The organism is Mycolicibacterium fluoranthenivorans, from assembly GCF_011758805.1.
In the GTDB taxonomy this organism is placed as follows: domain Bacteria; phylum Actinomycetota; class Actinomycetes; order Mycobacteriales; family Mycobacteriaceae; genus Mycobacterium; species Mycobacterium fluoranthenivorans.
In genome coordinates this window covers 341,588-366,000 of record NZ_JAANOW010000002.1, presented here as the reverse complement: position 1 = coordinate 366,000, position 24,413 = coordinate 341,588, and the positions used below count along the sequence as shown (strand labels likewise).

Sequence of the window (24,413 nt, the reverse complement as noted above, 5' to 3'; positions counted from 1 at the left end):
GCGACTCAGAGCGATCGCGCCGCGGCGTCGATCCGCGCGCCGAGATCGATTCCCTCGGCCACGGCAACGAGGGCAGCCGCCACAATCGATGCCGGGGCGCGGTCGAGCACGACCAACCCGATCGCGGGGCTCGGGCCGTGTTTGACCATCGGCCGCGCGGCGAAGTCCGGCGGCACGCCCAGCTGCGGCAGCCACGCGGTGGAGGCAATCGTGGCCCGCCCCGAATGCGTCAAGTGCGCGTAGAGCGCATCCACGGAGTCCGCTTCGACCGCGGGCCGGTAACGGATGCCCTCGGCGGCCATGTTGGCATCGAGGATGCGGCGATTGCGCATCGTGGTCGTCAGCACGCACAGCTCAAGGTCGGCGGCATCGACCCAGGTCACCTCCGGTTCGGCCATCAGCCGATGGTCGGCGGGGGCCACCAGCACGTACTGCTCCCGGTACATCTGCACCGACCGCGTGCCCGGCGGGGCCTCGTCATCGAGATAAGTGAGCCCGGCGTCGATCTCGAAATCGGCCAACCGCCGCGCGATCTCCCGCGACGACAGCGCCTCGATACGGACCGAAGCGGCCGGGTTGCGGCGCAGGAACTCCGCGGTGATGAACGGGCTGGCCGGCACCGCCGTAGGAATCGCGCCCAACCGCGCGGTGGCCGTCAGCCGCCCGTGCATCCGTTCCAGGTCGGCCAACATCTCATCGCGTTCGGCGATGATGCGCTGGGCCCAGGCCACCACGCGCTTGCCCTCCTCGGTGAAGCCCTCGAAGCGACGGCCGCGTTGCACGATGACGATGCCCAGATCGCGTTCCAAGCGGCGGATGGCCACCGACAGCGTCGGCTGGCTGACGTGGCAGCGCGCGGCAGCCCTCCCGAAGTGGCGCTCGGCGGCGAGGGCCAGCAGGTAATCCAGGTGTTGCAGCAACACATCACTCGCCATCAAAAACACGATAGACGTTCGCTATCACCGCATGTCAAATACCGAATACCAACCCACCTTCATTCGGCGCAGCGGCCGTTCTCGGGGATTAGATTGGAGATATGACCCTCGCCAAGGACGGCCGTGACGTCGATGCCACGTACGACGAACGCGATGTCCGGGTGACCGGCGCCGAACACGAAGCCGCCGGGGTCAAGGCCGTGCTGGTCAGCATGCAGCGCGGGCTGACGCAGATGGGTCCACTGCGTACCGCCGCGGCGCTGACCCGGCTGAATCAGCGGCACGGTTTCGACTGCCCGGGCTGTGCGTGGCCCGAGGAGCACGGCGGACGCAAGCTGGCCGAGTTCTGCGAGAACGGCGCCAAGGCCGTCGCCGAAGAGGCCACCAAACGTCGCGTCACCGCGGAGTTCTTCGCCCGGCACTCGGTGGCCGACCTGTCCGAGAGGCCCGAGTACTGGCTGTCCCAGCAGGGCAGGCTCACCGAGCCGATGGTGCTGCGCCCCGGGGCCACCCATTACGAGCCGATCGACTGGGACAGCGCCTACCGGCTGATCGCCGCGGAGCTCAACGCGCTGGACTCCCCCGACGAGGCGCTGTTCTACACCTCGGGCCGCACCAGTAACGAGGCCGCGTTTCTCTACCAGCTGCTGGTCCGCAGCTTCGGCACCAACAACCTGCCGGACTGTTCGAACATGTGTCACGAATCCTCGGGCACCGCGCTGGTCGACTCGATCGGCATCGGCAAGGGCTCGGTGACCGTCGATGACCTCGAACACGCCGACCTGATCGTCATCGCCGGGCAGAACCCCGGCACCAATCATCCACGCATGCTTTCGGTGCTGGAGAAGGCAAAAGCCAACGGCGCCAATATCATCGCCATCAATCCCTTGCCCGAGGCCGGGTTGATGCGCTTCAAGGACCCGCAGAAGGTACGCGGGGTCGTCGGGCACGGCATCCCCATCGCCGACGAGTTCGTCCAGATCCGTATCGGCGGGGATATGGCGCTGTTCGCCGGTCTGGGCCGGTTACTGCTCGAAGCCGAGGACCGGGCGCCGGGCACCGTCGTCGACCGCGCGTTCGTCTCCGGTCACTGCGCTGGGTTCGAAGAGTACGAGCGCCAGACCCGCGAGGTCGACCTGCAGACGGTGCTGTCCGCCACCGGAATCGACGCCGACCAGTTGCACCGCATCGCCGACAGTTTCGTGCGCTCCCAGCGCACGGTCATCTGCTGGGCGATGGGCCTGACCCAGCAGCACCACGCGGTGGCCACCATCGGGGAAGCCACCAATCTACTGCTGATGCGCGGCATGATCGGCAAGCCAGGTGCCGGAGTGTGCCCGGTGCGCGGGCACTCCAATGTCCAGGGCGACCGCACCATGGGCATCTGGGAGCAGATGCCCGAGACGTTCCTGGCCGCACTCGATGCCCGGTTCGGTATCAGCAGTCCGCGTAAACACGGTCTCGACACCGTCGACGGTATCCGGGCCATGCGCGACGGGCACGCCAAAACCTTCATCGGGATGGGCGGCAACTTCGTCTCGGCCACCCCCGATACCGCGGTGACCGAGGCCGCGTTACGCAATTGTGCACTGACGGTGCAGATCTCGACCAAACTCAACCGCAGCCACCTGGTGCGCGGCCGCACCGCGCTGATCCTGCCGACGCTGGGCCGCACCGACAAGGATTTCCAGCAGGGCGGCAAGCAGCTGGTCTCGGTGGAAGACTCGATGTCGATGGTGCACCTGTCGCGCGGCAACCTGCACCCACCCAGCGATCAGCTGCGCAGCGAGGTCGCCATCGTCTGCCAACTGGCGCGCGCCCTGCTGGGCCACGCGCACCCCGTCGAGTGGGAGGCCTTCAACGCCGACTATGACCTGATCCGGGACGCCATCGCCGCGGTGGTGCCCGGGTGCGCCGACTACAACACCCGGGTGCGGCAACCGGACGGGTTCCAGCTGCCTCACCCACCCCGCGATTCACGCGAATTCCCCACCCACACAGGCAAGGCCAACTTCTCGGTGTATCCGCTGGAATGGGTGCCGGTGCCGCCGGGCCGGCTGGTGCTGCAGACGCTGCGCAGCCACGACCAGTACAACACCACCATCTACGGTCTCGATGACCGCTACCGCGGAGTCAAGGGCGGCCGCCGGGTGGTGTTCGTCAACCCCGCCGACATCGCCGCACTGGGCCTGCACGACGGCGCCCGGGTGAACCTCATCTCCGAGTTCACCGACGGCGAAGGACGCCTTCAGGAGAGAAGGGCCGAGGACTTCCGCGTGGTCGGCTACTCCACCCCGGTGGGCAACGCCGCCGCCTATTATCCCGAGACCAATCCCCTGGTGCCCCTGGACCACACTGCCGCCAGATCCAATACCCCGGTGTCCAAGGCCGTGGTGGTCAGGCTGGAACTCAGGTCAGAACCGGAGTCGAGTCCATGGGCCGGGTAACCACGCGGCGCCGGATCAGTCACCGCAACGCCGACGGGGTGGTGGCCAGGCCGGAGACCCTCGTCGTCGAGGAGCCGTTGGAGATCCGCGTCAACGGTGCGCCCCTGACCGTCACCATGCGTACTCCTGGCTCTGATATCGAACTCGCGCAAGGGTTTCTGCTCACCGAGGGCATCATCTCCGGCCGCGACGACATCGCCACCGTGCGGTACTGCCAGGGCGCTCGCACCACCCCCGAGTCGCGTCGCTCCAGCCCAACGGAAGAGGACGGCGTGAACACCTACAACGTCCTCGACGTGACCCTGGCCGCCGGCGTACCCGCGCCGGACGTGGACCTGACCCGCAACTTCTACGCCACCTCCTCGTGCGGGGTGTGCGGGAAGGCCTCGCTGGAGGCGGTGCGGCTGGTCAGCCGGCACTCCCCCGGTGACGATCCGACCACGGTCACACCGGCGGTGCTCAGCGCGCTACCGGCCCGGCTGCGGAAGGCGCAGAAGGTGTTCGCCAGCACCGGCGGCCTGCACGGTGCCGCACTGTTCGGTACCGACGGCAGCGAACTGGCGGTCCGCGAGGACATCGGCCGGCACAACGCGGTCGACAAGGTCATCGGCTGGGCGCTGGAGAACCGGCGGATCCCGTTGTCGGGCAATGTCCTTCTGGTCAGCGGACGGGCCTCTTTCGAACTCACCCAGAAGGCGGTGATGGCCGGTATCCCCATCCTGGCCGCCGTCTCGGCTCCGTCGTCGTTGGCGGTGGATCTGGCTGCGCAGGCGGGGCTGACCCTGGTGGCGTTCCTGCGCGGCGAATCGATGAACGTGTACACCCGGCCGGACCGGGTGGGCTGAACCCTCACCGACCCGATGGTCGTCTGCTGAACGGCGAAATGGCTGCGTTCCGGTGTGGAACGCAGCCATTTCGTCGGATTCGAAGGGGTGAAACCTAAAGCGGGTCAGGCGCTCTTGTCGCGACGCTCGGCCCGCGGCGGCTTCCGCGGCACGATGGTCGGAAGGACGTTGTCCTGCACGGTCTCCCGGGTGACGACCACCTTGGCGACATCGTCGCGGCTGGGGATGTCGTACATGGCAGGCTGCAGCACCTCTTCCATGATGGCGCGCAACCCACGGGCGCCGGTGCCGCGGTGGATGGCCTGATCGGCGATGGCGTCCAGCGCTTCCGGCGTCATCTCCAGCTCGACACCGTCCATCTCGAACAGCCGGGTGTATTGCTTCACCAGGGCGTTCTTCGGCGTGGACAGGATCTGCACCAGCGATTCCTTGTCCAGGTTGGTCACCGAGGCGACCACCGGCAGACGGCCGATGAATTCCGGGATCAGACCGAACTTGATCAGATCCTCCGGCATGACCTCGGCGAAGTGGTCCTGGGTGTCGATCTCGGCCTTGGAGTGCACCTCGGCGCCGAAGCCCAGGCCGCGCTTGCCGACCCGGTCGGAGACGATCTTCTCCAGACCGGCGAACGCTCCTGCGACGATGAACAGCACGTTGGTGGTGTCGATCTGGATGAACTCCTGATGCGGGTGCTTACGGCCGCCCTGCGGGGGCACCGAGGCCTGCGTACCTTCCAGGATCTTCAGCAGCGCCTGCTGCACGCCCTCGCCGGACACGTCGCGGGTGATCGACGGGTTCTCGCTCTTGCGGGCGATCTTGTCGACCTCGTCGATGTAGATGATGCCCGTCTCGGCGCGCTTCACGTCGTAGTCGGCCGCCTGGATCAGCTTGAGCAGGATGTTCTCGACATCCTCACCGACGTAGCCGGCCTCGGTCAGCGCGGTGGCGTCGGCGATGGCGAACGGGACGTTGAGCATCTTGGCCAGCGTCTGGGCCAGGTAGGTCTTGCCGCAGCCGGTGGGCCCGAGCATCAAGATGTTGGACTTGGCGAGCTCAACCGGTTCGGCCCGGGAGTCCCGCGACTTCTCCTGCGCCTGGATGCGCTTGTAGTGGTTGTAGACCGCGACGGCGAGCGTCTTCTTGGCGGTGTCCTGGCCGATGACGTAGCCCTCGAGGAACTCGCGGATCTCCGCGGGCTTGGGCAGCTCGTCGAGTTTGACGTCGTCGGCGTCGGCCAGCTCCTCCTCGATGATCTCGTTGCACAGGTCGATGCACTCATCGCAGATGTACACCCCGGGACCCGCGATGAGCTTCTTCACCTGCTTTTGGCTCTTTCCACAGAACGAGCACTTCAGCAGGTCACCGCCGTCTCCAATGCGCGCCATCTGGGTGCGTCCTACTTCCTGTTGCCGTCGGTTGTCACACCGCTTGTCACACCGTTCGTTGGGTTACTCCGGGTGTTCACCCGACGCTACCCGTTCGCTGCGTCCCGTTGCGACCGATAGGACCGAATCGCGTGGGTGGTATTTGTTCGCGTGGAGGAGAACATATCCCTCCGGGCGGCTCCGCACCTGTCGGCGCGCGGACCGTGTCCCTGGCGTGTCGCCGGTGTAATGGAAACGCAGTCGTCGCAGGTGTCATTGCCGCTGTCCACGATACCGTGCGCATCCACCGGCACATGCGGATATTCGCCCCGCCGACGACGGCCCGAGCCTCATGTGCAGCACCTTTCCCTTGCTCCACCGTGGCCCCACGGCCACCGGGCACACCCACGGACGCGGACGCAGACGCGCACGGAGCGCACCGCGGTCGTCGGCTGACTGCATAATCGGCGCATGGCTGCGCCGGCCGAGACACCGAGCCGTGCCGAGCTGCTCGCTGCCCTGTCGGTTGCGGTCGACCTGGGGCTGGGGCAGCCGGGCGAGCACATGCTGCGCTCCGCCCTGATCGCCACCAGGCTCTCCGACCGGTTGGGTCTGAGCCGCACCGAGCGGGACTGCATCTACTACACGACGCTGATCATGTGGATCGGTTGTCACGCCGACTCGCACGAGTACGCGCGCTGGTTCGGCGATGACATCGCCGTGCGCCGGGACACCTACCAGGTGGACAACGCCGGGCTCCCGTTCATGCGCTTCTTGATGGCCAACATCGCCCGTGGCGAGCCCTTGGTCCACCGCCTGAACGTGATGGCGACGCTGCTCATCAATGCGCGCGGACATCTGTCCGCGATGATCCACTCGCACTGCACCTCGGCGGTCCTGCTCGCCGACCGGCTGGGCCTGGGACCCGATGTGCAGGCCGCGCTGACGTTCGCCTTCGAACGCTACGACGGCGGCGGGATGCCCGCGGGTGTGCGCGGCGACGGTATCCCGATCCAGATGCGGATCGCCCAGCTGGCCGACGTGATCGAGGTGCATCACCGCACCGGCGGGGTGGCGGGCGCCGTCGCCGTGGCGACCACACGTCGCGGCGGCCAGTTCGACCCCGGGCTCGTCGATGCGTTCACCCGCGACCCCGACGCGATCCTGGCCCCGCCGGTGGCCGGGGACGCGTGGCAGGCAGCGCTGCACGAAGCGCCCGACCGGCATGAGCGCCTCGACGAGCGCGGCGTGGACACGCTGCTGACGGCTCTGGGCGACTTCGTCGACCTCAAGTGCCCGTTCACGCTCGGCCATTCCCGGGCGGTGGCGGCACTGGCCGGCGATGCGGCTGCGGCGGCCGGTCTCGACGCCGCCGCAGTGGCCCTCACTCGGCGCGCGGGGCACGTCCACGACCTCGGACGTATCGGGGTGTCCAATCAGATCTGGTCCAAAGCCGGCCCGCTGACCGCCGGCGAGTTCGAACGCGTACGTCTGCACCCCTATCTGACGGTGCGGATCCTCAGCCAGGTGCGCGGGCTGGCGCAGGTCGCGCAACTGGCCGGCAATCACCACGAATGCCTGGACGGATCGGGATATCCGCGTGGGCTACCCGATTCCGCCCTGGGCCTGCCCGACCGGGTGCTGGCCGCGGCGGTCGCCTACCAGTCCGGCTGCGAACCCCGGCCGTACCGCGAAGCGTTCACCCCGGCGTCGGCGGCCCGCCGGCTGCGCGCACGGGTGCGCGCCGGCCAACTCGACCCGGTGGCCGTCGAGGCGGTGCTGCATGCGGCCGGCCATCACGCCGAACGACCCCGCGGCCGCCCCGACGGTCTCACCCCGCGCGAGGTCGATGTCCTGCGTCTGGTCGCCCGCGGTGCGTCGAACAAGGAGATCTCGGAGACGCTCGTGATCAGCGAGAAGACCGCGCGCAACCACGTCGAGCGCACCTACGCCAAGATCGGGGTGTCCAACCGCATCGGGGCCAGCATGTACGCGCTGCGCCATGGGCTGGCCAACCCCGGATAGGGGGCACGAATGGGGCAAAAGCCCCATGTGCCCGGGCGTCGGGTCGCGACACGATCGGCTGATGAATCACACGATGAACAAGGCCGCCATCAGCCTGACCACCGGTCTGGAGGATGCCGAACGCGTGACGGTGGCCTTCCTGGTCGCCGTCGGCGCCGCCGAATCGGGTCGGCCGACCATGATGTTCCTGACCAAGGAAGCGGTGCGGTTGGTGGTGCCCGGGGTGGCGGTGGGCACCGCCTGTGACGGGTGCCCGGCGTTATCGGAGCTCATGGCGCGCTACGAGAAAGCGGGCGGACGCTACCTGGTGTGCCCGATCTGCATTCAGGCCAAGCATCTGGACCCACACACGTTCGTCGACGGCGCCGATGCCGGCGGCACCGTGCAGTTGTGGGAGTGGATCGGCGAGGGTGCCACCACGTTCAGCTACTGACGCGGCGCGCCGAAACGCGAGATTGCCGCTATGGCGCGTTCTATTCGAACTTCCGCGCCATAACGGCAATCTCGTGATGTCGTGCGTCAGGCGTTCTGCGCGGAGAGCTTCCGGTAGGCCAGAACGGTGTCGATGATGCCGTAATCCTTGGCCTCGGCGGCCGTCAGGATCTTGTCGCGGTCGGTGTCCTTGCGGATGACGGCCGGATCCTTCCCGGTGTGCCGCGCCAACGTGGCGTCCATCAGGGTGCGCATCCGCTCGATCTCGGCGGCCTGGATCTCCAGATCCGAGACCTGACCCTGGATGGCACCGCCGACGGCGGGCTGATGGATCAGCACGCGTGCGTTGGGCAGGGCCAGCCGCTTACCGGGGGTACCGGCGGCCAACAACACCGCGGCGGCCGAGGCGGCCTGGCCCAGGCAGACGGTCTGGATATCGGCCCGGACGTACTGCATGGTGTCGTAGATCGCCATCAGCGAGGTGAACGAACCACCCGGCGAGTTGATGTACATGGTGATGTCGCGGTCGGGATCCAGCGACTCGAGCACCAGCAGCTGGGCCATGATGTCGTTGGCCGAGGCGTCGTCCACCTGCACCCCGAGGAAGATGATGCGTTCCTCGAACAGCTTGTTGTACGGGTTGGACTCTTTGACGCCGAAGCTCGAATGCTCGATGAACGACGGCAGGATGTACCGGGCGTGAGCCGGATTCACCACGCCACCGTGGGCAGGCTGCATATCGGGGATCATCATTTGATACCTGCTCCTGGTCCGTCGCCGTTAACGCTGACGCTGGTGATGATGTGGTCTACGAAGCCGTATTCCAGGGCTTCGGACGCCGTGAACCAGCGATCGCGATCCGCGTCCGTCTCGACCCGCTCCAGAGTCTGGCCGGTGAACTCGGCGTTGAGCCGGTTCATCTCCTTCTTCGTCAACGCGAACTGCTCGGCCTGGATCGCGATGTCGGCCGCGCTACCACCGATACCGGCGGACGGCTGGTGCATCATGATCCGCGCGTGCGGCAGGGCGTACCGCTTGCCCTTGGTGCCCGCGGCGAGCAGGAACTCACCCATCGAGGCGGCCAGACCCATGGCGTAGGTCGCCACATCACACGGCGCCAGCACCATGGTGTCGTAGATGGCCATACCCGCGGTCACCGAACCACCGGGCGAGTTGATGTACAGGTGGATGTCCTTGACGGGGTCTTCCGCGGCCAGCAGCAGAATCTGCGCGCACAGCCGGTTCGCGATGTCGTCATCGACCTGGGTGCCCAGGAAGATGATGCGCTCGGCGAGCAACCGCTCATACACCGAGTCGATGAGGTTGAGCCCCGACGCGCCAGAACGCATGTCAGTCACGGCTGGATACCTGCTTTCTCGAGTTTGTCGTACTCGTTCACCGACACTAACCAACGCGCAGCGAACCGCACGCCCAAGAAGGCGCGCGTTCGCTCACAGCGTCACTCAGCGGTGTCTTGATCCTTCTTGTCCTGCTTCTTATCGGCCTTCTTGGCAGCCTTCTTGGCCGCCTTCTTCTCGGCCTTCTCCGCCTTTTCGGCGTCGTCGCCCTCATCGGCCGTCTCGGCTTCCGGGGCGTCTGCGGTCTCGTCCTCGGCCTCGGCCGCCTCGGCGCCACCGGCCGGGCCGAAGAACTCGGCGGTGTCGACCACCGCGCCGTCGGTGTCGGTGACGGTCGCCCCGTGCACCACCGCGGCGATGGTCAGGCCGCGCCGCACATCGGCGAACATGGCCGGCAGCTGGTTGTTCTGCTGTAGGAAGCCCAGCAGCTGCTGCGGCTCGAGCCCGTACTGGCGCGACATCAGGACCAGCCGCTCGGTGAGGTCGGCCTGGCCGACCTGGATGTCCAGCTTGTCGGCGATGGCATCCATCAGCAGCTGGGTCTTGACGGCCTTCTCGGCGTTGCTGCGATTGTCCGCGTCGAACTCTTCGCGGCTGCTGCCCTGTTCGGTCAGCGACTCCTCGAACTTCGCCTCATCGTGCTCAAGGCCGTGAATGGCGTTGTGCAGCGCGTCGTCGACCTGAGCCTGCACGATCGCCTCGGGCAGCGGCACCTCGATATCGGCGAGCAGGGTCTCCAGCGCCTTGTCACGGATCTGCTCGGCCTGCTGGATGCGCTTGGTCCGGCGCACCTGCTCGATCAGGCTCTCCTTGAGCTCGTCGATGGTGTCGAACTCGCTTGCCAGCTGGGCGAACTCGTCATCGGCCTCGGGCAGCTCGCGCTCCTTGACGGAGTTCACCTTGACCGTGACCTCGGCTTCCCGGCCGGCATGCGGACCGGCGACCAGGGTGGTGGTGAACGTCGTGCTCTCGCCGGTCTTGAGCCCGGTGATCGCCTCGTCGAGGCCCTCGATGAGCTGGCCGGAGCCGACCTCGTGGGACAGCCCCTCGGTCTTGGCCTCGGGCACGTCCTCGCCGTCGACGGTGGCCGACAGGTCGATGGAGACGAAGTCACCCTCGACCGCGGCACGCTCCACGCCCGTCAGGGTGCCGAACCGGGCGCGCAGGTTCTGCAGCTCGGTGTCGACCTCTTCGTCGCTGACCTCGATCGGGTCGACGCTGAACGTCAGCGCGGACAGGTCGGGCAGATCAATCTCCGGGCGGATGTCCACCTCGGCGGTGAACACCAGCTCCTCGTTGTCCTCGAGCTTGGTGACCTCGATATCGGGCTGTCCGAGGGGCTGCACGTCGGCGGTGGTGACCGCCTCGCTGTAGCGGCTGGGCAGCGCGTCGTTGACGACCTGCTCCAGCACCGCGCCGCGACCGATACGGGCCTCCAGAAGCTTGCGCGGCGCCTTGCCGGGTCGGAACCCGGGCAGCCGGACCTGCTGAGCCAGCTGCTTGAAGGCCCGGTCGAAATCGGGCTCCAGCTCGGCGAAGGGAACCTCCACGTTGATCCGAACCCGAGTGGGGCTCAGCTTCTCGACCGTGCTTTTCACTGCGTTACTCCTGTATGCGTCTTCTGGTGGCATCGCGGCGTGCGAGGGGCTAAAGGTGTCGTCATGTGTCGCCTTCAGCAGCGCCGCGCGCTTCGCGAACAGGGTAGTTGACGAGCTTGGCCACCTGACACTTGGCGTCCCCGAGCAGCGCTCCCGAGGGTCGGCGATCCCGATTCCGACCAATCTGAACCGCTGGGCGCACCGAATACGTGAACGGGATGGTCAAACACCCTTACGGGTATGCAGCCATATGCCAAAGTCACCCCAAGAGGAGGTCCGTCGTGACTCAGCCGCGGCTCGGGTACCCGAGCCCTGTGGACGAATTCGCACCCGAGGAAGTGGCCCTGCGCCCGCGCGATGCGAAGTTCGGGTGGGACGAGACCCCGCTGCACTGGATGCCCGGCGACCCCTATGGCTCGCACGCCACCACCGCGTTGAACCTGTTCCTGCCGGTCGCGGAGCGTTGGTTCGCCAAGCTGCTCACCGAGGCGCTCGACTACGTCCGCGACGAGCGGCTGCGCGAGCAGATCATCGGATTCATCGGCCAGGAGGCCATCCACGCCAGGACCCACGATGACGTGCTCGTCGAGTTCGTGCGCCGGCACGGCATCGACCCCACCCCGTTTCTGGACCAGTTGGAATGGGTCGCCGGTCAGTACGACCTTCGGATGGCGCAGATTTCCAGTCCCACCCGGCGCCGCAAGGCGCTGACCTCGGGGACTCATGCGCTCAGCGCGGCCGAGCATTTCACCGGGGTGCTGGGGCACTGGGCCTTGAACAACGAATGGGACAGCCTGGATGTGGATCCGATGATGGCGGATCTGATGCGCTGGCACGGTGCCGAGGAAGTGGAACACCGGCACGTGTCCTACAACGTGGCCAAGTACTTCGGCATGGACTACTTCGCGCAGGCAGCAGCCGGCCTCATGGTCAGCGTCGTGTTCTTCGCCCTCGTGCTGCGCGGCCTGAAGTTCCTGGTGCACGCCGATCCCCAACTACCCAACCTGGGATACGTCCGGCTGCTGTGGAAAATGCGCGCGTCAGGTAAGCGAGGCTCCCTGCCCACCATCGCCTACCTGTTCCGGACCGGGTCGCGGCTGCTGCGCCGCGACTACAACCCGGTCGACGAAGGCAGCACCGCCCAGGCCGTCGCGTACCTGGCCTCCTCCCCCGCCGCACGCGTCATGCACGGATGATGCGCCGCTCGTTACGCGCGCTCGTCAAGCCGTACGTCGGTGAACCGCCGCGCGGCCTGTACCGCGCCAAGGCGCCCGATCTGCTGATTCGGATCGCGGGTGCCGCGGTGCCGCACTTCCTCTCGGTGGTGACGCGCCTGGGCGGTGACACCGAACCGCCGGAGCTTCCGGCCGCGGTGAACCGCACGACGATGCGCATCGCGGACCGGCGCAGGGTCACCGCCGACGGCCAGGTGCTGGCACTCACCCTGACCCCGCTCGACGACACGCCCCTGCCGCGATGGAACCCGGGCGCGCACCTCGATGTGCACCTGCCGTCCGGCCTGATCCGGCAGTACTCGCTGTGTGGCGATCCGGGGCGACGCGGAGAGTATCGAATTGCGGTGCGGCACAGCCCAGAAGGCGCGGGCGGGTCGGTCGAGGTGCATGGTCTGAGCACCGGCCGCCTGGTCGAGGTGAGCGATCCGCGCAACGCGTTCATGATGCCGCTGCCGGGATCGGCATCGCGTGCGTCGAAGTTGCATTTCATCGCCGGCGGCATCGGCATCACGCCGATCCTGTCGATGGTCCGGCTCGCCGAACAACAGGGCACGCCGTGGACGCTGCACTACACCGGCCGCCACCGGGACGCCCTGGCGTTCGTGGACGAGCTGGCGCCCTACGGCGAGAAGGTGCACGTGCGGACCGACGATGAGCACGGGGTGCCGAGCGCCGCGGCCCTGCTCGACGGGGTGGATCCGACAACGGCGGTGTATGTGTGCGGGCCGCCGCCGATGGTCGACGCGGTGCTGCGGGCCATTCCGCGGGATTCCGGTATCGAAGTGCACAGCGAGCGTTTCAGCGCCGCGCCGGTGGTCGATGGCCGACCGTTCGAACTGGAGTTGGCCCACTGCGGCACCGTGGTGGGGGTCGGCGCGGATCGCAGTGCGCTCGCCGCGCTGCGCAATGCCGTTCCCTCCGTGGCGTATTCGTGCCAGCAGGGCTATTGCGGTACCTGTGTGCAGCGGGTGGTCTCCGGCGAGGTGGACCACCGTGACGACCTGCTCACCGAGGAGCAGCGCCGATGCGGACAGATGCTGGTGTGCGTGTCCCGGGCCAAATCGACGGGCGAGCGACTGGTGCTGGACCTGTAGAACCGGTGGGTCGGGGTGACAGGATTTGAACCTGCGGCCTTCCGCTCCCAAAGCGGATGCGCTACCAAGCTGCGCTACACCCCGTGTTTCACTGCGGTCGGAATACTACGGGTTCGACACGCAGGACCGTCAATTGGCTTTGTCCGCGTCCTCGCCGGTACAGTCTTGCGTTGCACGAACAAGCGGGCGTAGCTCAATGGTAGAGCCCTAGTCTTCCAAACTAGCTACGCGGGTTCGATTCCCGTCGCCCGCTCCACAGAACCGCCTGACGAGGGCGGTTTTTGTGTTTGCTGACCGGTCACGATACGGGGCTCTCCACCGGCTGCCGACCAGCGTCACGCCCGTCCGGGACAGTCATTGACAACGGGCCGGTTGGCGAACCTGTCGAGCAGCCAACTGAGCGCAGGTGTCGCGTCCAGGTTGTCGTGGCCTCGCCCGTCCTCTGCTTCGAAGGCGATCGTGCCTCCGAGCGCGCAGGCCCGGGCGATGGCACCCGAGATCCACCCCGAATCGATGAGGAGATCCCCTGTTCCGTACACGATGAATATCGGGGCCGACATCCGGTGTTGTGGCAGCTTCCGACGTGCCAGCAAGTCCCGCAGTGTGTCCGCGGCCTCGGGAGTGGCCGGCACCAGGTCTGCCGGCGTGAGCGCCTTGAGCGCAGCCGACCGGGCCTCCGCCTCGGGGACATCGCACGAGCTGAGGACCTCCCAGTTCTGCGCGGCGGATCCCCGGCGGAATTCGTCGACATCCAGGCCCACGTCTTCACGCGCAAGCGAGGCGAGAATCAGCTGTAGTACGCCGAGTTGACTCGGGGTGATGTCACCGCTGATGACCTTGTCCACGATGCCGGTCAAGTCCGCGGGCGGCGCCAAGGCCACGGCACCGATGAGTTGGAGTTCCGGTGCGTAGCTGTCGGATTGCTCGTCAGCAGACCAGGTGGCACCAGCGCCCTGGGACGTGCCGATGGCGGCCCAGCGCGTCGAAACGCCCGGAAAGGCCGCCCGGAGTGCGCGCACGGAGTCGATCATGTTCAGACCAGCCGTGCGAAAGTCGATGTAACGGTGGACACCTGGAGCGCCCAGCCCTTCGTAGTCCGGGAAGCTGACGGCGAAGCCCAGTTCGAGCAGCTTGGCGATAGGCGGTCCCACTGCGGCTGCCAGCCAGGTATTCGCCCCTTGAAGCAGGACAGACGGACCACACTCCTGCTGGATGCCGGTCGTGCCATGCCCGAATGCGAACGCCGCCCAGCCGCCGGCCGGCGGATCACCGGCGGGCGCGAAAACGGTGCCGGAAACGACTGTCGACGATCCGGTGTCGCCCTGCGTCGATTGGTACGTCACGCGCGCTGCCTTCGCACCGGCTGGTAGTCCGAGCGCGGCCGCAACGCCGGGAATGTCCTCGGTGGACAGCAACGTGCCGGCGCCGGGGCTGCTCACCGAAACCGAACCGCACCCGTTGGCGAGCGGCAACCCGGCGAATCTATTGGCAAGCCAACCGATTTGGCTTGTGGTCGACGCTGCGAGCGCATTGCCGGTCGTCTTCTGCGCCGCCGGGGCGGAGTTGGTGCGCCAGGAGATGCTGTCGCCTCGCCTGCACGCCTTGGTGATTTCCTCGTTGTTCCACTGAGGATCGACAACGGTGTCATCGGAGTCGTTGACGACGGACAGGGGCGCGCTCAACGGTAGGTCGGGCAGGGCGCGAGCATGCACCAGGTTGTCCAGTACCGCGGCAGCAGTAGGCGTCGACGGCGCCACGTCTTCGGTAGCCATCGCCGCGATCGCGAGTTCACCACGACGAACATCGGCCCCGAAGCACTTTGTCATCGCTTCCCAGTCCTGGGCGACCGACCCGCGTCGGTAGTCATCCAAGTTCAAACCGGGATGTTGGCGGGACAACGAGGTCATCGACCAGAGCAGGACCTTGCGCTGGTCGACGGTGAGTGATCCGGTCCGGGCTCGTTCGAGGAGCGGAGCGAGATCACCCAACGGCGAACGGGCGGCCGCGCCGACCAGGTCCATCTCGGCGGCGTAGCCGGCTGCCTGTTGATCGGCCGCCCAGACGGCCGCACCACCGAGTCGCGTGCCGAACGCAGCCCATCGATTCGAGATATCCGGAAAGGCTGCGCGTAGGGCCCGGACAGAGTCGATCACGTTACGACCGGCGCTGGTCACGTCGAGGTAGTCATTGGCCTGTCCGGGTTCTCCGAGGCCGGCGTAGTCGCTGACAGTGACGGCATAGCCGCCCTTCAACAACGCGACGACAAGGGGTGCATTACCCAACAGGCTGCCGCTGCGCGACGGTGCGCACGGTTCGTCGGTTCCCTCGCCTTGATGAGCGACAGCCACGACCGGCCAGCCGCCGGCGGGCGCAGTCCCGGTGGGAACGAAGAACGCCCCCGACACGTCGACGAGTTCGCCCGAAGGGGCACGCGTCGAGCGGTAGACGATCCGGACGGACGCGGCACTGAGGGCACTGATCTCCGGGGTGACGGCGGTCAGCGGAGTGGTGCTGACGATACTGCCGGGATCAGCCGAGCCGAGCTGGAGGCGCTGCGGCCATAAATTTGCTGAAACCGCGGGTACTGTGCACCAGTAGGCGAACGTGAGAGTCGCGACGCTCGCCAGCGCCACCATCGTCACGAAGATCTGTCGATCTTTCACATGGAGCCCGACGCTGCGAAAGACCGCAGAAATCCGACGAATGAGCAGTTCGCGGGTCACGATCGCCTCCGTGCATGCGTCTGGGGTTACGAGCCGACGGACTCGCCCCCATCAACCACGACGCACGACCCCCGAGCACTTTCGGTCAAGTATGGAAGCCCATGACGAAACCGTCAATTTTTGCCAGAACTTGAGTTGCCCGTCACTTTTCGTGCAATGAAGCGACAACCGTCACAGTTCACGGGCGGGAGTCGGCCCTATCCGCATGACGTTCCCGTCGACCGCCCCGCCAAATAAGCCCTATCGCCGGCAACGCCGGCAGGGCCCAGAATTTCCGCGCCCACGGTACCCACCCCGCCTCGCACCGAACCGACTAGGCACATCCGCCGATCAGCAACTCCGATCGGCTCCACGCCCCCGCAGATTCGTCGCCTCGCTCCCGTTTCGCTGGCGTGGCGACCACTCCGCGGACCCACCCTGGACCGGAAATACGGTTCGCCGGTGGCCTGTGCATCCGAGGTGAGTTTGCTGTTGATTCCCTCTGGCTACCTCTTCGTAAGGTGGGGTACGCATAGATTCCCCGAGATCAAAACTTGATGGCCGTCAAGGTCCAGCAAGTGCATACCATCGCTCCCACTCGATTCTCGGATACCGACAGCACCTAGCCATGACGCCTCAAGCGCCAGAACTGTACCAACAAATCCGCTGCTTACAAGGGATTTTAACCATCTAGAGCACGGGCGACGGCACTGATGGACAATCACGGCGAACCCCCTCACACCGACATACCACTCCGGTCCGACCCGCCACCGGCAAACAATTAACCACGGGGTCAATACAATTGACGATCGCGAGATGGTCACGGCTATGGCCGTCCCGACAATCGTTGTGGTAACTTCCAAGGGCCAACAAAGGCGTTTGCTATAGGGAGGAAAGTCATGGCTCGAATTCAGGGGACGCGGCGCAAGGCAATGACGGCCGTGGCAGTGGCAGGTAGCGGCTTCGCGGTAGCTTTGGGCATCGCCACCGCGGGAGCGGGCGTGGCCGCGGCCGATTCGCAGCAAAACATCATCACCCAGCTGGGCAACGGAGCCACCAACCTGCAGAACCAGCTCGGCACCGCAGGCACCAACCTGCAGAACCAGCTCGGCACCGGGGGCACCAACCTGCAGAACCAGGTGGGCACCGCAGGCACCAATGTGCAGAATCGGCTCGGCACCGCGGGTACCAACCTGCAGAACCAGGTAGGTACCGCGGGCACCAACGTGCAGAAGCGCACGGGTGCGGCCGTCAGCGGCGTGGCGAAGGCCATCGGCAAGGCTTTCGGGGGCTGAGTCCAGCCACCTGCGGACCGTCGCGGCACGGCGGCCCACACCGAACTCTCGATCAACGACCTGACGGCCAGGCCCGACACCCGACCGGGGACTGAGTAATCGACACGCTCAGTCCCCGGTTCGGTGCGGATTCCCTCCGCCTACGCCACAGAACCGGCCCACCGAGGCCGGCTTTCTGGTTTGACGGCTCCGAAAACGACATTCCAGCGACTTTGAAAAATTTGCCAATACACCCAAAATGGTCACTTGAATCGATTTACCAGGGGCTATTCGACATTCTGTGAATATGCTGCAAATTGACTGTCGCGATAATCTTGAGCGCGGCCGCGGACGGCTTTTCGCCGAACCTCGACGTCCATCATATTGCCAGTTAGAAGCCAGGAATGAGACTTATATCCACTGGGCAGTGGTGCCGATTGCATACGCAATTAGGTCACGGTATAAGTATCGGATGACCGTGTATCCGCCCCCTTCGACGGAGCGCGAGCAACCGAAGACGGACCCCCATCGCAAGATAGCTACGGCGAACTGGCGAGATCCGAAGCGGTATCTCTGGCTCATGGTCCCGACAATCCCCGGGATGGTCGGGCTGTCCTGGTTGCTGGTGTGGACCACCGACTGGCCGGCGTTCTGGTGGACCGGCGCGGCCCTCACGTTCGTGGTGATCCCGGCCATCGATCATCTGATCGGCCAGGAGGCGCGGAACCGCGCGCCGGACCATGCACTGTCCGCGCTGGAAGGTGACCGGTACTACCGCGCAGCCACTCACCTGTATCTGCCCGCGCAGTACCTTTCGTTGATCTTCGCGTGCTGGCTGTGGAGCGGTGGCGGTTGGCTCACCATCTCCCCGATCGGGAAGCTCGGGTTGATGGTGACCACCGGCGTGGTGGGCGGCATCGCCAACAACGCCGCCCACGAATTGGGGCACAAGCGCGCCCGCGCCGAACGATGGCTGAGCAAGTTGGCACTGGCGCAGACTTTCTACGGGCAGTTCTACGTCGAGCACAATCGCGGACACCACGTGCGGGTGGCCACCGCCGAGGACCCGGCGAGCGCCCGATTCGGGGAGAACGTCTACGCCTTCGCCATCCGCTCGGTGACCGGAGGTACCAGCTCGGCCCTGGGTCTGGAAGCCAAACGGCTCGCCCGCAAAGGACATTCACGCTGGTCGCTGCGAAACGATGTGCTCAACGCGTGGCTGATCAGCGCGGCCCTGTTCACCGGGCTGGCGTTGTGGTTCGGCGCCGTCGACCTGCCTTGGCTGGCGGGCCAGGCAATGATCGGGATGTTCCTCCTCGAAGCGATGAACTACGTGTCCCACTACGGACTGCGCAGACGCCGACTGCCCTCCGGTCGGTACGAACGACTTCGCCCCGCACACTGCTGGAACGGAAATGCCGTCCTGACCAACGTCTTCCTGCTGCATCTGCAGCGACATTCCGACCATCACCTGAACCCGGTGCGTCGCTACCAGGCGGTCCGCCTGGACGACCAAGCACCACAACTACCAGGCGGATACGTGTCGATGCTGACCCTTGCACTGTGTCCGCCGTTGTGGCGGCGGGTGATGGATCCGCGTGTGCTGGACATCTACGGCGGCGACGTCAGTCTGACCGCATTGCCCCCGGGCGACGCCAAACGCCTGGCACGGCAACAGATATAGCAGGCAAACGACCGACGGCGGCCGTACCGGTGTGGCGCACCTGAGTTCCGCTCTCAGCGGACAACCGCGCGAGGCAGGGACCAGCCGCTACCTGTCGGTACGCTGAAAATCATGAACGGCCTGCTGCTCATGCTCATCGTCCTGGTCATCGCGGCCATCGGCTTCGCGGTCTACACCTCGCAGAAGGCGACCGGGCAGCGCACCGCTGCCTCGCTGGCCGACGCGAAGGCCGACGCCCGGCGGGTCATCGAACGGCTCGGCGGCCAGGTGTTCAACCTGACCGGCACCGATGACGCCGCCAAGCAGGCGCTCGCGGACGCGTCCGAGCGTTACACCGCCGCGTCATCGCAGATCGACCAGGCCACCACCGCCAAGCAGGCACTGCTGGCCAAGGAGAGCGCCATCGAAGGCCTGTATTACGTGCGGGCCGCGCGTACCGCGATGGGCATGGACCCCGGCCCGGAACTTGAGACCTTGGATGGTCAGCGTTCGGCCGGTGCGGTGACCGAGGATCGCCGAATCCAGTTCGAGGGCAAGGAGATCGAGGCCTCCCCCACCCCGTCGCAGCGCACGCCCAACTACTACCCCGGCGGCCGGGTGGCCGGCCGTCCGGTCCCGGCCGGCTGGTACTCCGAACCGTGGTGGAAGCCCGCCCTGGTGGCCGGCGCCTGGGGTATCGGCTCGGTGCTGCTTTTCGACGCACTGTTCTCCGGAATGCACGGAGTGGACTACGGCGCACAGGGTTTCGAGAACGGCTACGGTGACGGTTTCCAGCAGGGCTTCGAACAAGGTGAGCTGTCCGCCGACGGCGGCCAGGACATGGGCGCCGACGGTGGCTGGGGTGGCGACAGCTGGGGCGGCTCCGACGGCGTCGGTGACTTCGGCGGATTCGACGGCGGCGGTGACTTCGGCGGATTCGAGTTCTGACCTGCCCGATAGAAAGGTGGGATCGGTAGCAGGTGCACAGCCTGCGCCATGGATACGCTGAGCGCCATGAACGGCATTCTGCTGATCCTCATCCTGTTCGTCGTGGCAGGCATCGGGCTGCTGGTGTACACCTCGTCGAAGGCAACCGGAACCCGCAACGCCGCGGCGCTCGGCGACGCCAAAGCGGACGCTCGCCGGGTCATCGAGCGGCTCGGCGGCCAGGTGGTCAACCTGACCGGCACCGACGACGCCTCCAAGCAGGCGCTCGCCGATGCCTCTGAGCGGTACAACGCTGCCGCATCCCAGATCGACCAGGCGACGACGGCGCGTCAAGCCGCGTTGGCCAAGGAAAGCGCGATCGAAGGGCTGTATTACGTCCGCGCCGCCCGGGCGGCGATGGGTCTGGATCCCGGGCCGGCACTGGAAACCCTGAGCGGCCAGCGTTCGGCCGGAGCGGTCACCGAGGATCGCAAGGTGACGGTGCAGGGCCGACAGGTCGAAGCCTCCCCCACCCCGTCACAGCGCACGCCCAACTACTACCCCGGCGGCCGGGTGGCCGGCCGTCCCGTCCCGGCCGGCTGGTACTCCGAACCGTGGTGGAAACCGGCCCTGATGGCCGGCGCCTGGGGTATCGGCTCGGTGCTGCTTTTCGACACCTTGTTCTCCGGAATGCACGGAGTCGATTACGGCGCACAGGGTTTCGAGAACGGCTACGGCACCGGCTTCGATCAGGGCTTCCAGCAGGGGTTCGACCAGAGTTCCGGCTCTGATGGCGTGTGGGACACCGGCAGCGGGAGCTGGGACAGCGGCTCCGGATCGAGTTGCAGCGGTTCGAGTTGCGGTGGCGGAGGCTGTGGGGGCGGCGGAGGCTGCGGCGGTAGCTGACTTACAGGCGGCTCTCCAGCCGGGACGACACACCGGCCTCCTGCAGGTCCAGCCGCTCCAGCATGGCCCGCACCGCTTCGTCTTCGATACGCCCCTCGTCGCGTTCGGCGATCAGCGCGGCACGCTGGGCAGCCAGTACATCGCGGTAGAGCGCGGAGAACACTTTCGCCCGTTTGGTGGGCGCCTCGGGGTCGGGCATCTCGTCGACGTCTTCTGAATGCCTGGCGACGGCGGTGCGAATCTCGGCGAGCATCCGGGGGTCCATATCCACGGGCGGGTTGGCCCGGAACTCGGTCAGTACCTCGTCGGCCGCCGCGTGCACCACGCGTTCGGCTTTCAGCTCCTCTTCGCGGTCGGCGGCGTGGTCGTCGTTGAACCGGGACAGCCGCAGGCGGCGGATCAACCACGGCAGCGACCAGCCCTGGATGAGCAAGGTGCCGACACTGACCACGAAGGCGATGGCCTGGATAGTCGCGCGCTCCGGGAACGGTTCGCCATCCATCGTCGTGACGGGAATCGCGGCAGCCGCGGCGAGCGTGACCACCCCACGCATCCCGGTCCACGACACCACCACGTTCTCCTGCCAACTCAAGGTGCGCCGGTCGATCCGCGAACGCCACTTGCCCGGAGGTTTCCGTCGCGTGCCGAGCGCACCGCGGCCGTGCTCGGGCGCGGGCACGCTCAGCCGGGTCTCGACATGGCGGAACAGTTTGTTGCGACCGAACATCGCGAACACCGACAGCGGCCGGATGACCAGCACGATCACCAGGACGATGGCCGACGCGACCGCCACTTCCACCAGGGATTCGTGGGCCTCACGCAGGTCCTCCAGCACGAACCGCAGATGCAGGCCGATATAGGCGAAGACGAACGCCTCCAACAGCACGTCGACCGAATTCCATACGTAGCGCTCCTGCAACCTGGTCTGGTAGCCCGCGCCCAAAGTGCCGTTGCCGACGACGAATCCGGCGACCACGACCGCCAGCACACCTGAGGCGTGTATCTCCTCGGCGACGATGAACGCCGCGAACGGCACCAGCAAGCCCTGCACCGTCTCCAGCCCGGGATTGGCCAGCCGACGGCGGATCCATAGCGTCGCGTACCCCAGCGCCACGCCCACCAGTGGCCCGACCACGGCGCTGTAACCGAAGAGCAGGAACGGGTTCTCGATGAAGGTATGGCTGCCGGCCACCTGCGCGACCGCCACCGAGAACAGCGCCAGGGCCGCGGCGTCGTTGATCAGGCTCTCGCCGGTGAGGATGGCCATCACACGTTTGGGCAGGCCCAGTTTGCGTCCCACCGCCACGGCCGTCACGGCATCCGGTGGCGCCACGATGGCACCGAGCACCAGAGCGGTGCCGAAGGTCAGCGGTACCAGCGCCAGCGAGGACGACACCGCGGCGACCGCGAACGCGCTGACCACGATCAGGCCGACGCCGAGACCCAGAATCGGCCGGATATTGCGCAGAAACGTGGGGAACGAGAAGTCCAGCGCTGCCGAGTACAGCAGAGGTGGCAGCACCACCGTCAGCAGGATGTGCGAATCGAGCTCTGGCGCCTCGAATCCGGGGAGGAACGAGACCACGATGCCGACGACCACGATCATCAGCGCGGGTTCGAACCCGCGGCGGTGGGCGATGGCAGTGACCAGGATGGCGCCGACGACGACGAGGATCAATTCCACGGAGTCGATTGTCCCGTCAAAGTCGCCGGCGCGCCCGGCCTACCCCTTCAGGACTGGCAGCTCGGACACCAGAAGACGTTGCGTGCCTCCAGTTCGGCGGTGCGTATGGTCGTGCCACACACGCGGCAGGGGTCACCGGCGCGGCGGTACACGTACGTGCGCGGCCGGCCCTCCCGATAGGACGGTGCGCCGTGGTCATGCTCCGGACGGACGACGACGATCTTGCCCCGGCGGACCCCGACCTTCATCAGAGCCACCAGATCGGTCCACATCTCCCCGAATTCGCCCGCGTCGAGATGCGTGCCGGGACGGTACGGATCGATCCGGTGCCGGAAGAGCAACTCACTGCGGTACACATTGCCCACTCCGGCCATCACCGTCTGATCCATCAGCAGTCCGCCGATGGTCCTGCGGGACTTGGTGATTCGTTTCCATGCCAACTCAGGGTCGGCATCGGCGCGCAGCGGGTCGGGGCCCAGCCGGGCCACCACGTCCTCGACGGCGGGTTCGTCGATCAGTTCGCACACCGTGGGCCCGCGCAGATCGGTGCCGTATTCGGCGCCGACCATCCGCATCCGCACCTGGCCGACCGGCAACGGCTGTGTCCTTTCCGGGGGCACCGGCCACTCGGTGAAGGTGCCGTACAGACCCAGGTGCACGTGCACCACCGCGCCGTCGTCGTAGTGGTGGAACAGGTGCTTGCCCCAGGCATCGGCCTTACGCAGGACCAGACCGTTCACCGCGGCCGCGTCCCCGAACCGGCCCTGGGGGCTGGATACCACCACCGGCGCGCGGCCGAACCGCTTCTGATGCAGCCGGGCCAGCCGGTGCAGCGTGTGCCCTTCTGGCATGGATCAGGCCAAGGGTCAGGCGGGGGCGCCGGGCACCGGCGGCGCGATGTGGTCCTTCTCGTACTGCGCCAGGATGTCGATGCGGCGCTGGTGGCGCTCGGCCTCCGACCACGGGGTGGACAGGAACGCGTCGACGATGGCCAACGCCTCCTCGGTGGTGTGCATGCGACCGCCGATACCGATCAACTGGGCGTTGTTGTGCTGGCGGGCCAGTTGCGCGGTCTCCACGCTCCAGGCCAGGGCGCAGCGCGCGCCGGGCACCTTGTTGGCGGCGATCTGCTCACCGTTGCCCGAACCGCCCAGCACGATGCCCAGGCTCTCCGGGTCGGCGACGGTCTTGAGCGCCGCGGAGATGCAGAACGCCGGGTAGTCGTCGTCGGCGTCGTAGGTGTAGGCACCGCAGTCGATCGGCTCGTGGCCGCTTTTGAGCAAATGTTCGATGATGGTCTGTTTGAATTCGAGTCCGGCGTGATCGGCACCGAGGTAGACGCGCATGGGGGTAACCCTAACGTGTCAGCGTTGTGCGACCAGACCGTCGACCAGCAGGTCCAGCAGCCGGCCGGCCTGCTCGGTGGATCTGCTGGCCAGGAAGATGCCCAACAGGCTGCTGACGACGTCGTCGGGGTCGACATCGGATCGCAGGCTGCCATCCTGCGCACCCGCGGTGAGCAGCGTCGTCACCGCCCCCAGCACGGCGTCCCTGGTCTGGCTGGGCTGGACGGCACCGGAACTGAACATGGCGTGCAGCGATTCGGCCATCCCCCGCTTGGCGGCGACGAACGATGCGTAGCGGTCCATCCAGCGCCGTAGCGCACACACCGGTGGGTGCTCGCGCAGCAGTTCCCCCGCCGACGCCGCCACCTCCGCGAGTTCGGTGCAGAACACCGCCTCGACGAGGGCCTCCCGCGTCGGGAAGTGCCGATACAGCGTGCCGATGCCCACGCCGGCGTCACGGGCGATTGCCTCCAGCGACACGGGCCCGGTGGCCGCGGTGAACGCCGCGGTCGCCGCGGCGAGCAACCGTTCCCGGTTGCGGCGTGCATCGGCCCGCTCAGCCATAGCGGAGGCACCTC

Annotated in this window: 20 protein-coding genes and 2 tRNA genes; 11 read left to right on the top strand and 11 right to left on the bottom strand. The window is 66.8% G+C overall.

The window, feature by feature from the left end:
• Positions 1–5 precede the first annotated feature (5 nt).
• Entirely contained in the window at positions 6–935 is a 930-nt protein-coding gene (locus FHU31_RS19805; RefSeq protein WP_167161726.1) for a LysR family transcriptional regulator, read from the bottom strand.
• A gap of 101 nt (positions 936–1,036) precedes the next feature.
• On the opposite strand from FHU31_RS19805, the gene FHU31_RS19800 reads away from it, so the two are divergent.
• Both FHU31_RS19800 and fdhD read left to right on the top strand, forming a co-directional pair.
• On the top strand, positions 1,037–3,382 hold the full coding sequence (locus FHU31_RS19800; protein ID WP_167161724.1) for an FdhF/YdeP family oxidoreductase: 2,346 nt from the start codon (positions 1,037–1,039) through the stop codon (positions 3,380–3,382).
• Complete coding sequence (fdhD, locus tag FHU31_RS19795; protein ID WP_167161722.1) at positions 3,370–4,227, top strand: formate dehydrogenase accessory sulfurtransferase FdhD; 858 nt, start codon at positions 3,370–3,372, stop codon at positions 4,225–4,227. The genes FHU31_RS19800 and fdhD overlap by 13 nt, the downstream gene beginning before the upstream one ends.
• 104 nt (positions 4,228–4,331) lie before the next feature.
• Here the strand turns inward: fdhD and clpX are convergent, their stop codons facing one another.
• On the bottom strand, positions 4,332–5,612 hold the full coding sequence (gene clpX / locus FHU31_RS19790; RefSeq protein ID WP_090353296.1) for an ATP-dependent Clp protease ATP-binding subunit ClpX: 1,281 nt from the start codon (positions 5,610–5,612) through the stop codon (positions 4,332–4,334).
• A gap of 450 nt (positions 5,613–6,062) precedes the next feature.
• Between clpX and FHU31_RS19785 the strand changes: the two genes are divergently transcribed.
• Positions 6,063–7,616 carry an HD domain-containing phosphohydrolase gene (locus FHU31_RS19785; protein ID WP_167161720.1) on the top strand — a complete coding sequence of 518 codons (1,554 nt, stop codon included), beginning with the start codon at positions 6,063–6,065 and terminating at the stop codon, positions 7,614–7,616.
• A 61-nt stretch (positions 7,617–7,677) separates the two neighbouring features.
• Entirely contained in the window at positions 7,678–8,049 is a 372-nt protein-coding gene (locus FHU31_RS19780) for a DsrE family protein (RefSeq protein ID WP_167161718.1), read from the top strand.
• A gap of 86 nt (positions 8,050–8,135) precedes the next feature.
• Here the strand turns inward: FHU31_RS19780 and FHU31_RS19775 are convergent, their stop codons facing one another.
• The 3 genes from FHU31_RS19775 to tig form a co-directional block, all read right to left on the bottom strand.
• Complete coding sequence (locus FHU31_RS19775; protein WP_090353948.1) at positions 8,136–8,786, bottom strand: ATP-dependent Clp protease proteolytic subunit; 651 nt, start codon at positions 8,784–8,786, stop codon at positions 8,136–8,138.
• Positions 8,787–8,797: 11 nt separating this feature from the next.
• On the bottom strand, positions 8,798–9,397 hold the full coding sequence (locus tag FHU31_RS19770) for an ATP-dependent Clp protease proteolytic subunit (protein WP_170847085.1): 600 nt from the start codon (positions 9,395–9,397) through the stop codon (positions 8,798–8,800).
• A 110-nt stretch (positions 9,398–9,507) separates the two neighbouring features.
• Positions 9,508–11,004 carry a trigger factor gene (tig, locus tag FHU31_RS19765; RefSeq protein WP_167161716.1) on the bottom strand — a complete coding sequence of 499 codons (1,497 nt, stop codon included), beginning with the start codon at positions 11,002–11,004 and terminating at the stop codon, positions 9,508–9,510.
• A 281-nt stretch (positions 11,005–11,285) separates the two neighbouring features.
• On the opposite strand from tig, the gene FHU31_RS19760 reads away from it, so the two are divergent.
• Together FHU31_RS19760 and FHU31_RS19755 are read left to right on the top strand one after the other, a co-directional pair.
• Positions 11,286–12,200, top strand: coding sequence for a metal-dependent hydrolase (locus FHU31_RS19760; protein ID WP_263987781.1), 915 nt, complete (start codon positions 11,286–11,288; stop codon positions 12,198–12,200).
• Positions 12,197–13,333 carry a PDR/VanB family oxidoreductase gene (locus tag FHU31_RS19755; protein ID WP_234901532.1) on the top strand — a complete coding sequence of 379 codons (1,137 nt, stop codon included), beginning with the start codon at positions 12,197–12,199 and terminating at the stop codon, positions 13,331–13,333. Before FHU31_RS19760 ends, FHU31_RS19755 begins: the two co-directional genes overlap by 4 nt.
• 10 nt (positions 13,334–13,343) lie before the next feature.
• On the opposite strand, the gene FHU31_RS19750 is transcribed toward FHU31_RS19755, so the two are convergent.
• Positions 13,344–13,417, bottom strand: a tRNA-Pro gene (locus FHU31_RS19750).
• A gap of 98 nt (positions 13,418–13,515) precedes the next feature.
• On the opposite strand from FHU31_RS19750, the gene FHU31_RS19745 reads away from it, so the two are divergent.
• Positions 13,516–13,589 (top strand) — tRNA-Gly (locus FHU31_RS19745).
• A 79-nt stretch (positions 13,590–13,668) separates the two neighbouring features.
• On the opposite strand, the gene FHU31_RS19740 is transcribed toward FHU31_RS19745, so the two are convergent.
• Positions 13,669–15,996 (bottom strand): lipase family protein, encoded by a 2,328-nt coding sequence (locus tag FHU31_RS19740; RefSeq protein WP_167161712.1) that lies wholly within the window; start codon positions 15,994–15,996, stop codon positions 13,669–13,671.
• A gap of 938 nt (positions 15,997–16,934) precedes the next feature.
• On the opposite strand from FHU31_RS19740, the gene FHU31_RS19735 reads away from it, so the two are divergent.
• From FHU31_RS19735 to FHU31_RS19720, 4 genes are all read left to right on the top strand, one after another.
• Complete coding sequence (locus FHU31_RS19735; RefSeq protein ID WP_167161710.1) at positions 16,935–17,330, top strand: hypothetical protein; 396 nt, start codon at positions 16,935–16,937, stop codon at positions 17,328–17,330.
• Positions 17,331–17,889: 559 nt separating this feature from the next.
• On the top strand, positions 17,890–18,993 hold the full coding sequence (locus tag FHU31_RS19730; RefSeq protein WP_234901531.1) for an alkane 1-monooxygenase: 1,104 nt from the start codon (positions 17,890–17,892) through the stop codon (positions 18,991–18,993).
• A 111-nt stretch (positions 18,994–19,104) separates the two neighbouring features.
• Positions 19,105–19,920, top strand: a complete 816-nt coding sequence (locus FHU31_RS19725; RefSeq protein WP_167161707.1) for a DUF1542 domain-containing protein — start codon at positions 19,105–19,107, stop codon at positions 19,918–19,920.
• Between the two features lie 66 nt (positions 19,921–19,986).
• Positions 19,987–20,805 (top strand): intermediate filament family protein, encoded by an 819-nt coding sequence (locus FHU31_RS19720; RefSeq protein ID WP_167161705.1) that lies wholly within the window; start codon positions 19,987–19,989, stop codon positions 20,803–20,805.
• A gap of 1 nt (position 20,806) precedes the next feature.
• Here FHU31_RS19720 and FHU31_RS19715 read toward each other — a convergent pair whose 3' ends face one another.
• The 4 genes from FHU31_RS19715 to FHU31_RS19700 are packed head-to-tail and all read right to left on the bottom strand — an operon-like array spanning position 20,807 to position 24,399.
• Positions 20,807–22,489: a cation:proton antiporter gene (locus FHU31_RS19715; protein WP_167161703.1), complete on the bottom strand. Its 1,683-nt coding sequence runs from the start codon at positions 22,487–22,489 to the stop codon at positions 20,807–20,809.
• 47 nt (positions 22,490–22,536) lie between these two features.
• A complete protein-coding gene (locus tag FHU31_RS19710; RefSeq protein ID WP_167161701.1) occupies positions 22,537–23,340 on the bottom strand; it encodes an Fpg/Nei family DNA glycosylase in 804 nt (267 codons plus the stop codon).
• 15 nt (positions 23,341–23,355) lie between these two features.
• On the bottom strand, positions 23,356–23,835 hold the full coding sequence (locus FHU31_RS19705; protein ID WP_167161699.1) for a ribose-5-phosphate isomerase: 480 nt from the start codon (positions 23,833–23,835) through the stop codon (positions 23,356–23,358).
• A gap of 18 nt (positions 23,836–23,853) precedes the next feature.
• Complete coding sequence (locus tag FHU31_RS19700) at positions 23,854–24,399, bottom strand: TetR/AcrR family transcriptional regulator (protein ID WP_167161697.1); 546 nt, start codon at positions 24,397–24,399, stop codon at positions 23,854–23,856.
• Positions 24,400–24,413 lie beyond the last annotated feature (14 nt).

Excerpts from the sequence above, each read along its gene's own strand:
- FHU31_RS19805 (WP_167161726.1), bottom strand. The coding sequence starts at position 935 with ATGGCGAGTGATGTGTTGCTGCAACACCTGGATTACCTGCTGGCCCTC.
- FHU31_RS19800 (WP_167161724.1), top strand. The coding sequence starts at position 1,037 with ATGACCCTCGCCAAGGACGGCCGTGACGTCGATGCCACGTACGACGAA.
- fdhD (WP_167161722.1), top strand. The coding sequence starts at position 3,370 with ATGGGCCGGGTAACCACGCGGCGCCGGATCAGTCACCGCAACGCCGAC.
- clpX (WP_090353296.1), bottom strand. The coding sequence starts at position 5,612 with ATGGCGCGCATTGGAGACGGCGGTGACCTGCTGAAGTGCTCGTTCTGT.
- FHU31_RS19785 (WP_167161720.1), top strand. The coding sequence starts at position 6,063 with ATGGCTGCGCCGGCCGAGACACCGAGCCGTGCCGAGCTGCTCGCTGCC.
- FHU31_RS19780 (WP_167161718.1), top strand. The coding sequence starts at position 7,678 with ATGAATCACACGATGAACAAGGCCGCCATCAGCCTGACCACCGGTCTG.
- FHU31_RS19775 (WP_090353948.1), bottom strand. The coding sequence starts at position 8,786 with ATGCAGCCTGCCCACGGTGGCGTGGTGAATCCGGCTCACGCCCGGTAC.
- FHU31_RS19770 (WP_170847085.1), bottom strand. The coding sequence starts at position 9,397 with ATGCGTTCTGGCGCGTCGGGGCTCAACCTCATCGACTCGGTGTATGAG.
- FHU31_RS19755 (WP_234901532.1), top strand. The coding sequence starts at position 12,197 with ATGATGCGCCGCTCGTTACGCGCGCTCGTCAAGCCGTACGTCGGTGAA.
- FHU31_RS19735 (WP_167161710.1), top strand. The coding sequence starts at position 16,935 with ATGGCTCGAATTCAGGGGACGCGGCGCAAGGCAATGACGGCCGTGGCA.
- FHU31_RS19730 (WP_234901531.1), top strand. The coding sequence starts at position 17,890 with ATGGTCCCGACAATCCCCGGGATGGTCGGGCTGTCCTGGTTGCTGGTG.
- FHU31_RS19725 (WP_167161707.1), top strand. The coding sequence starts at position 19,105 with ATGAACGGCCTGCTGCTCATGCTCATCGTCCTGGTCATCGCGGCCATC.
- FHU31_RS19720 (WP_167161705.1), top strand. The coding sequence starts at position 19,987 with ATGAACGGCATTCTGCTGATCCTCATCCTGTTCGTCGTGGCAGGCATC.
- FHU31_RS19710 (WP_167161701.1), bottom strand. The coding sequence starts at position 23,340 with ATGCCAGAAGGGCACACGCTGCACCGGCTGGCCCGGCTGCATCAGAAG.
- FHU31_RS19705 (WP_167161699.1), bottom strand. The coding sequence starts at position 23,835 with ATGCGCGTCTACCTCGGTGCCGATCACGCCGGACTCGAATTCAAACAG.
- FHU31_RS19700 (WP_167161697.1), bottom strand. The coding sequence starts at position 24,399 with ATGGCTGAGCGGGCCGATGCACGCCGCAACCGGGAACGGTTGCTCGCC.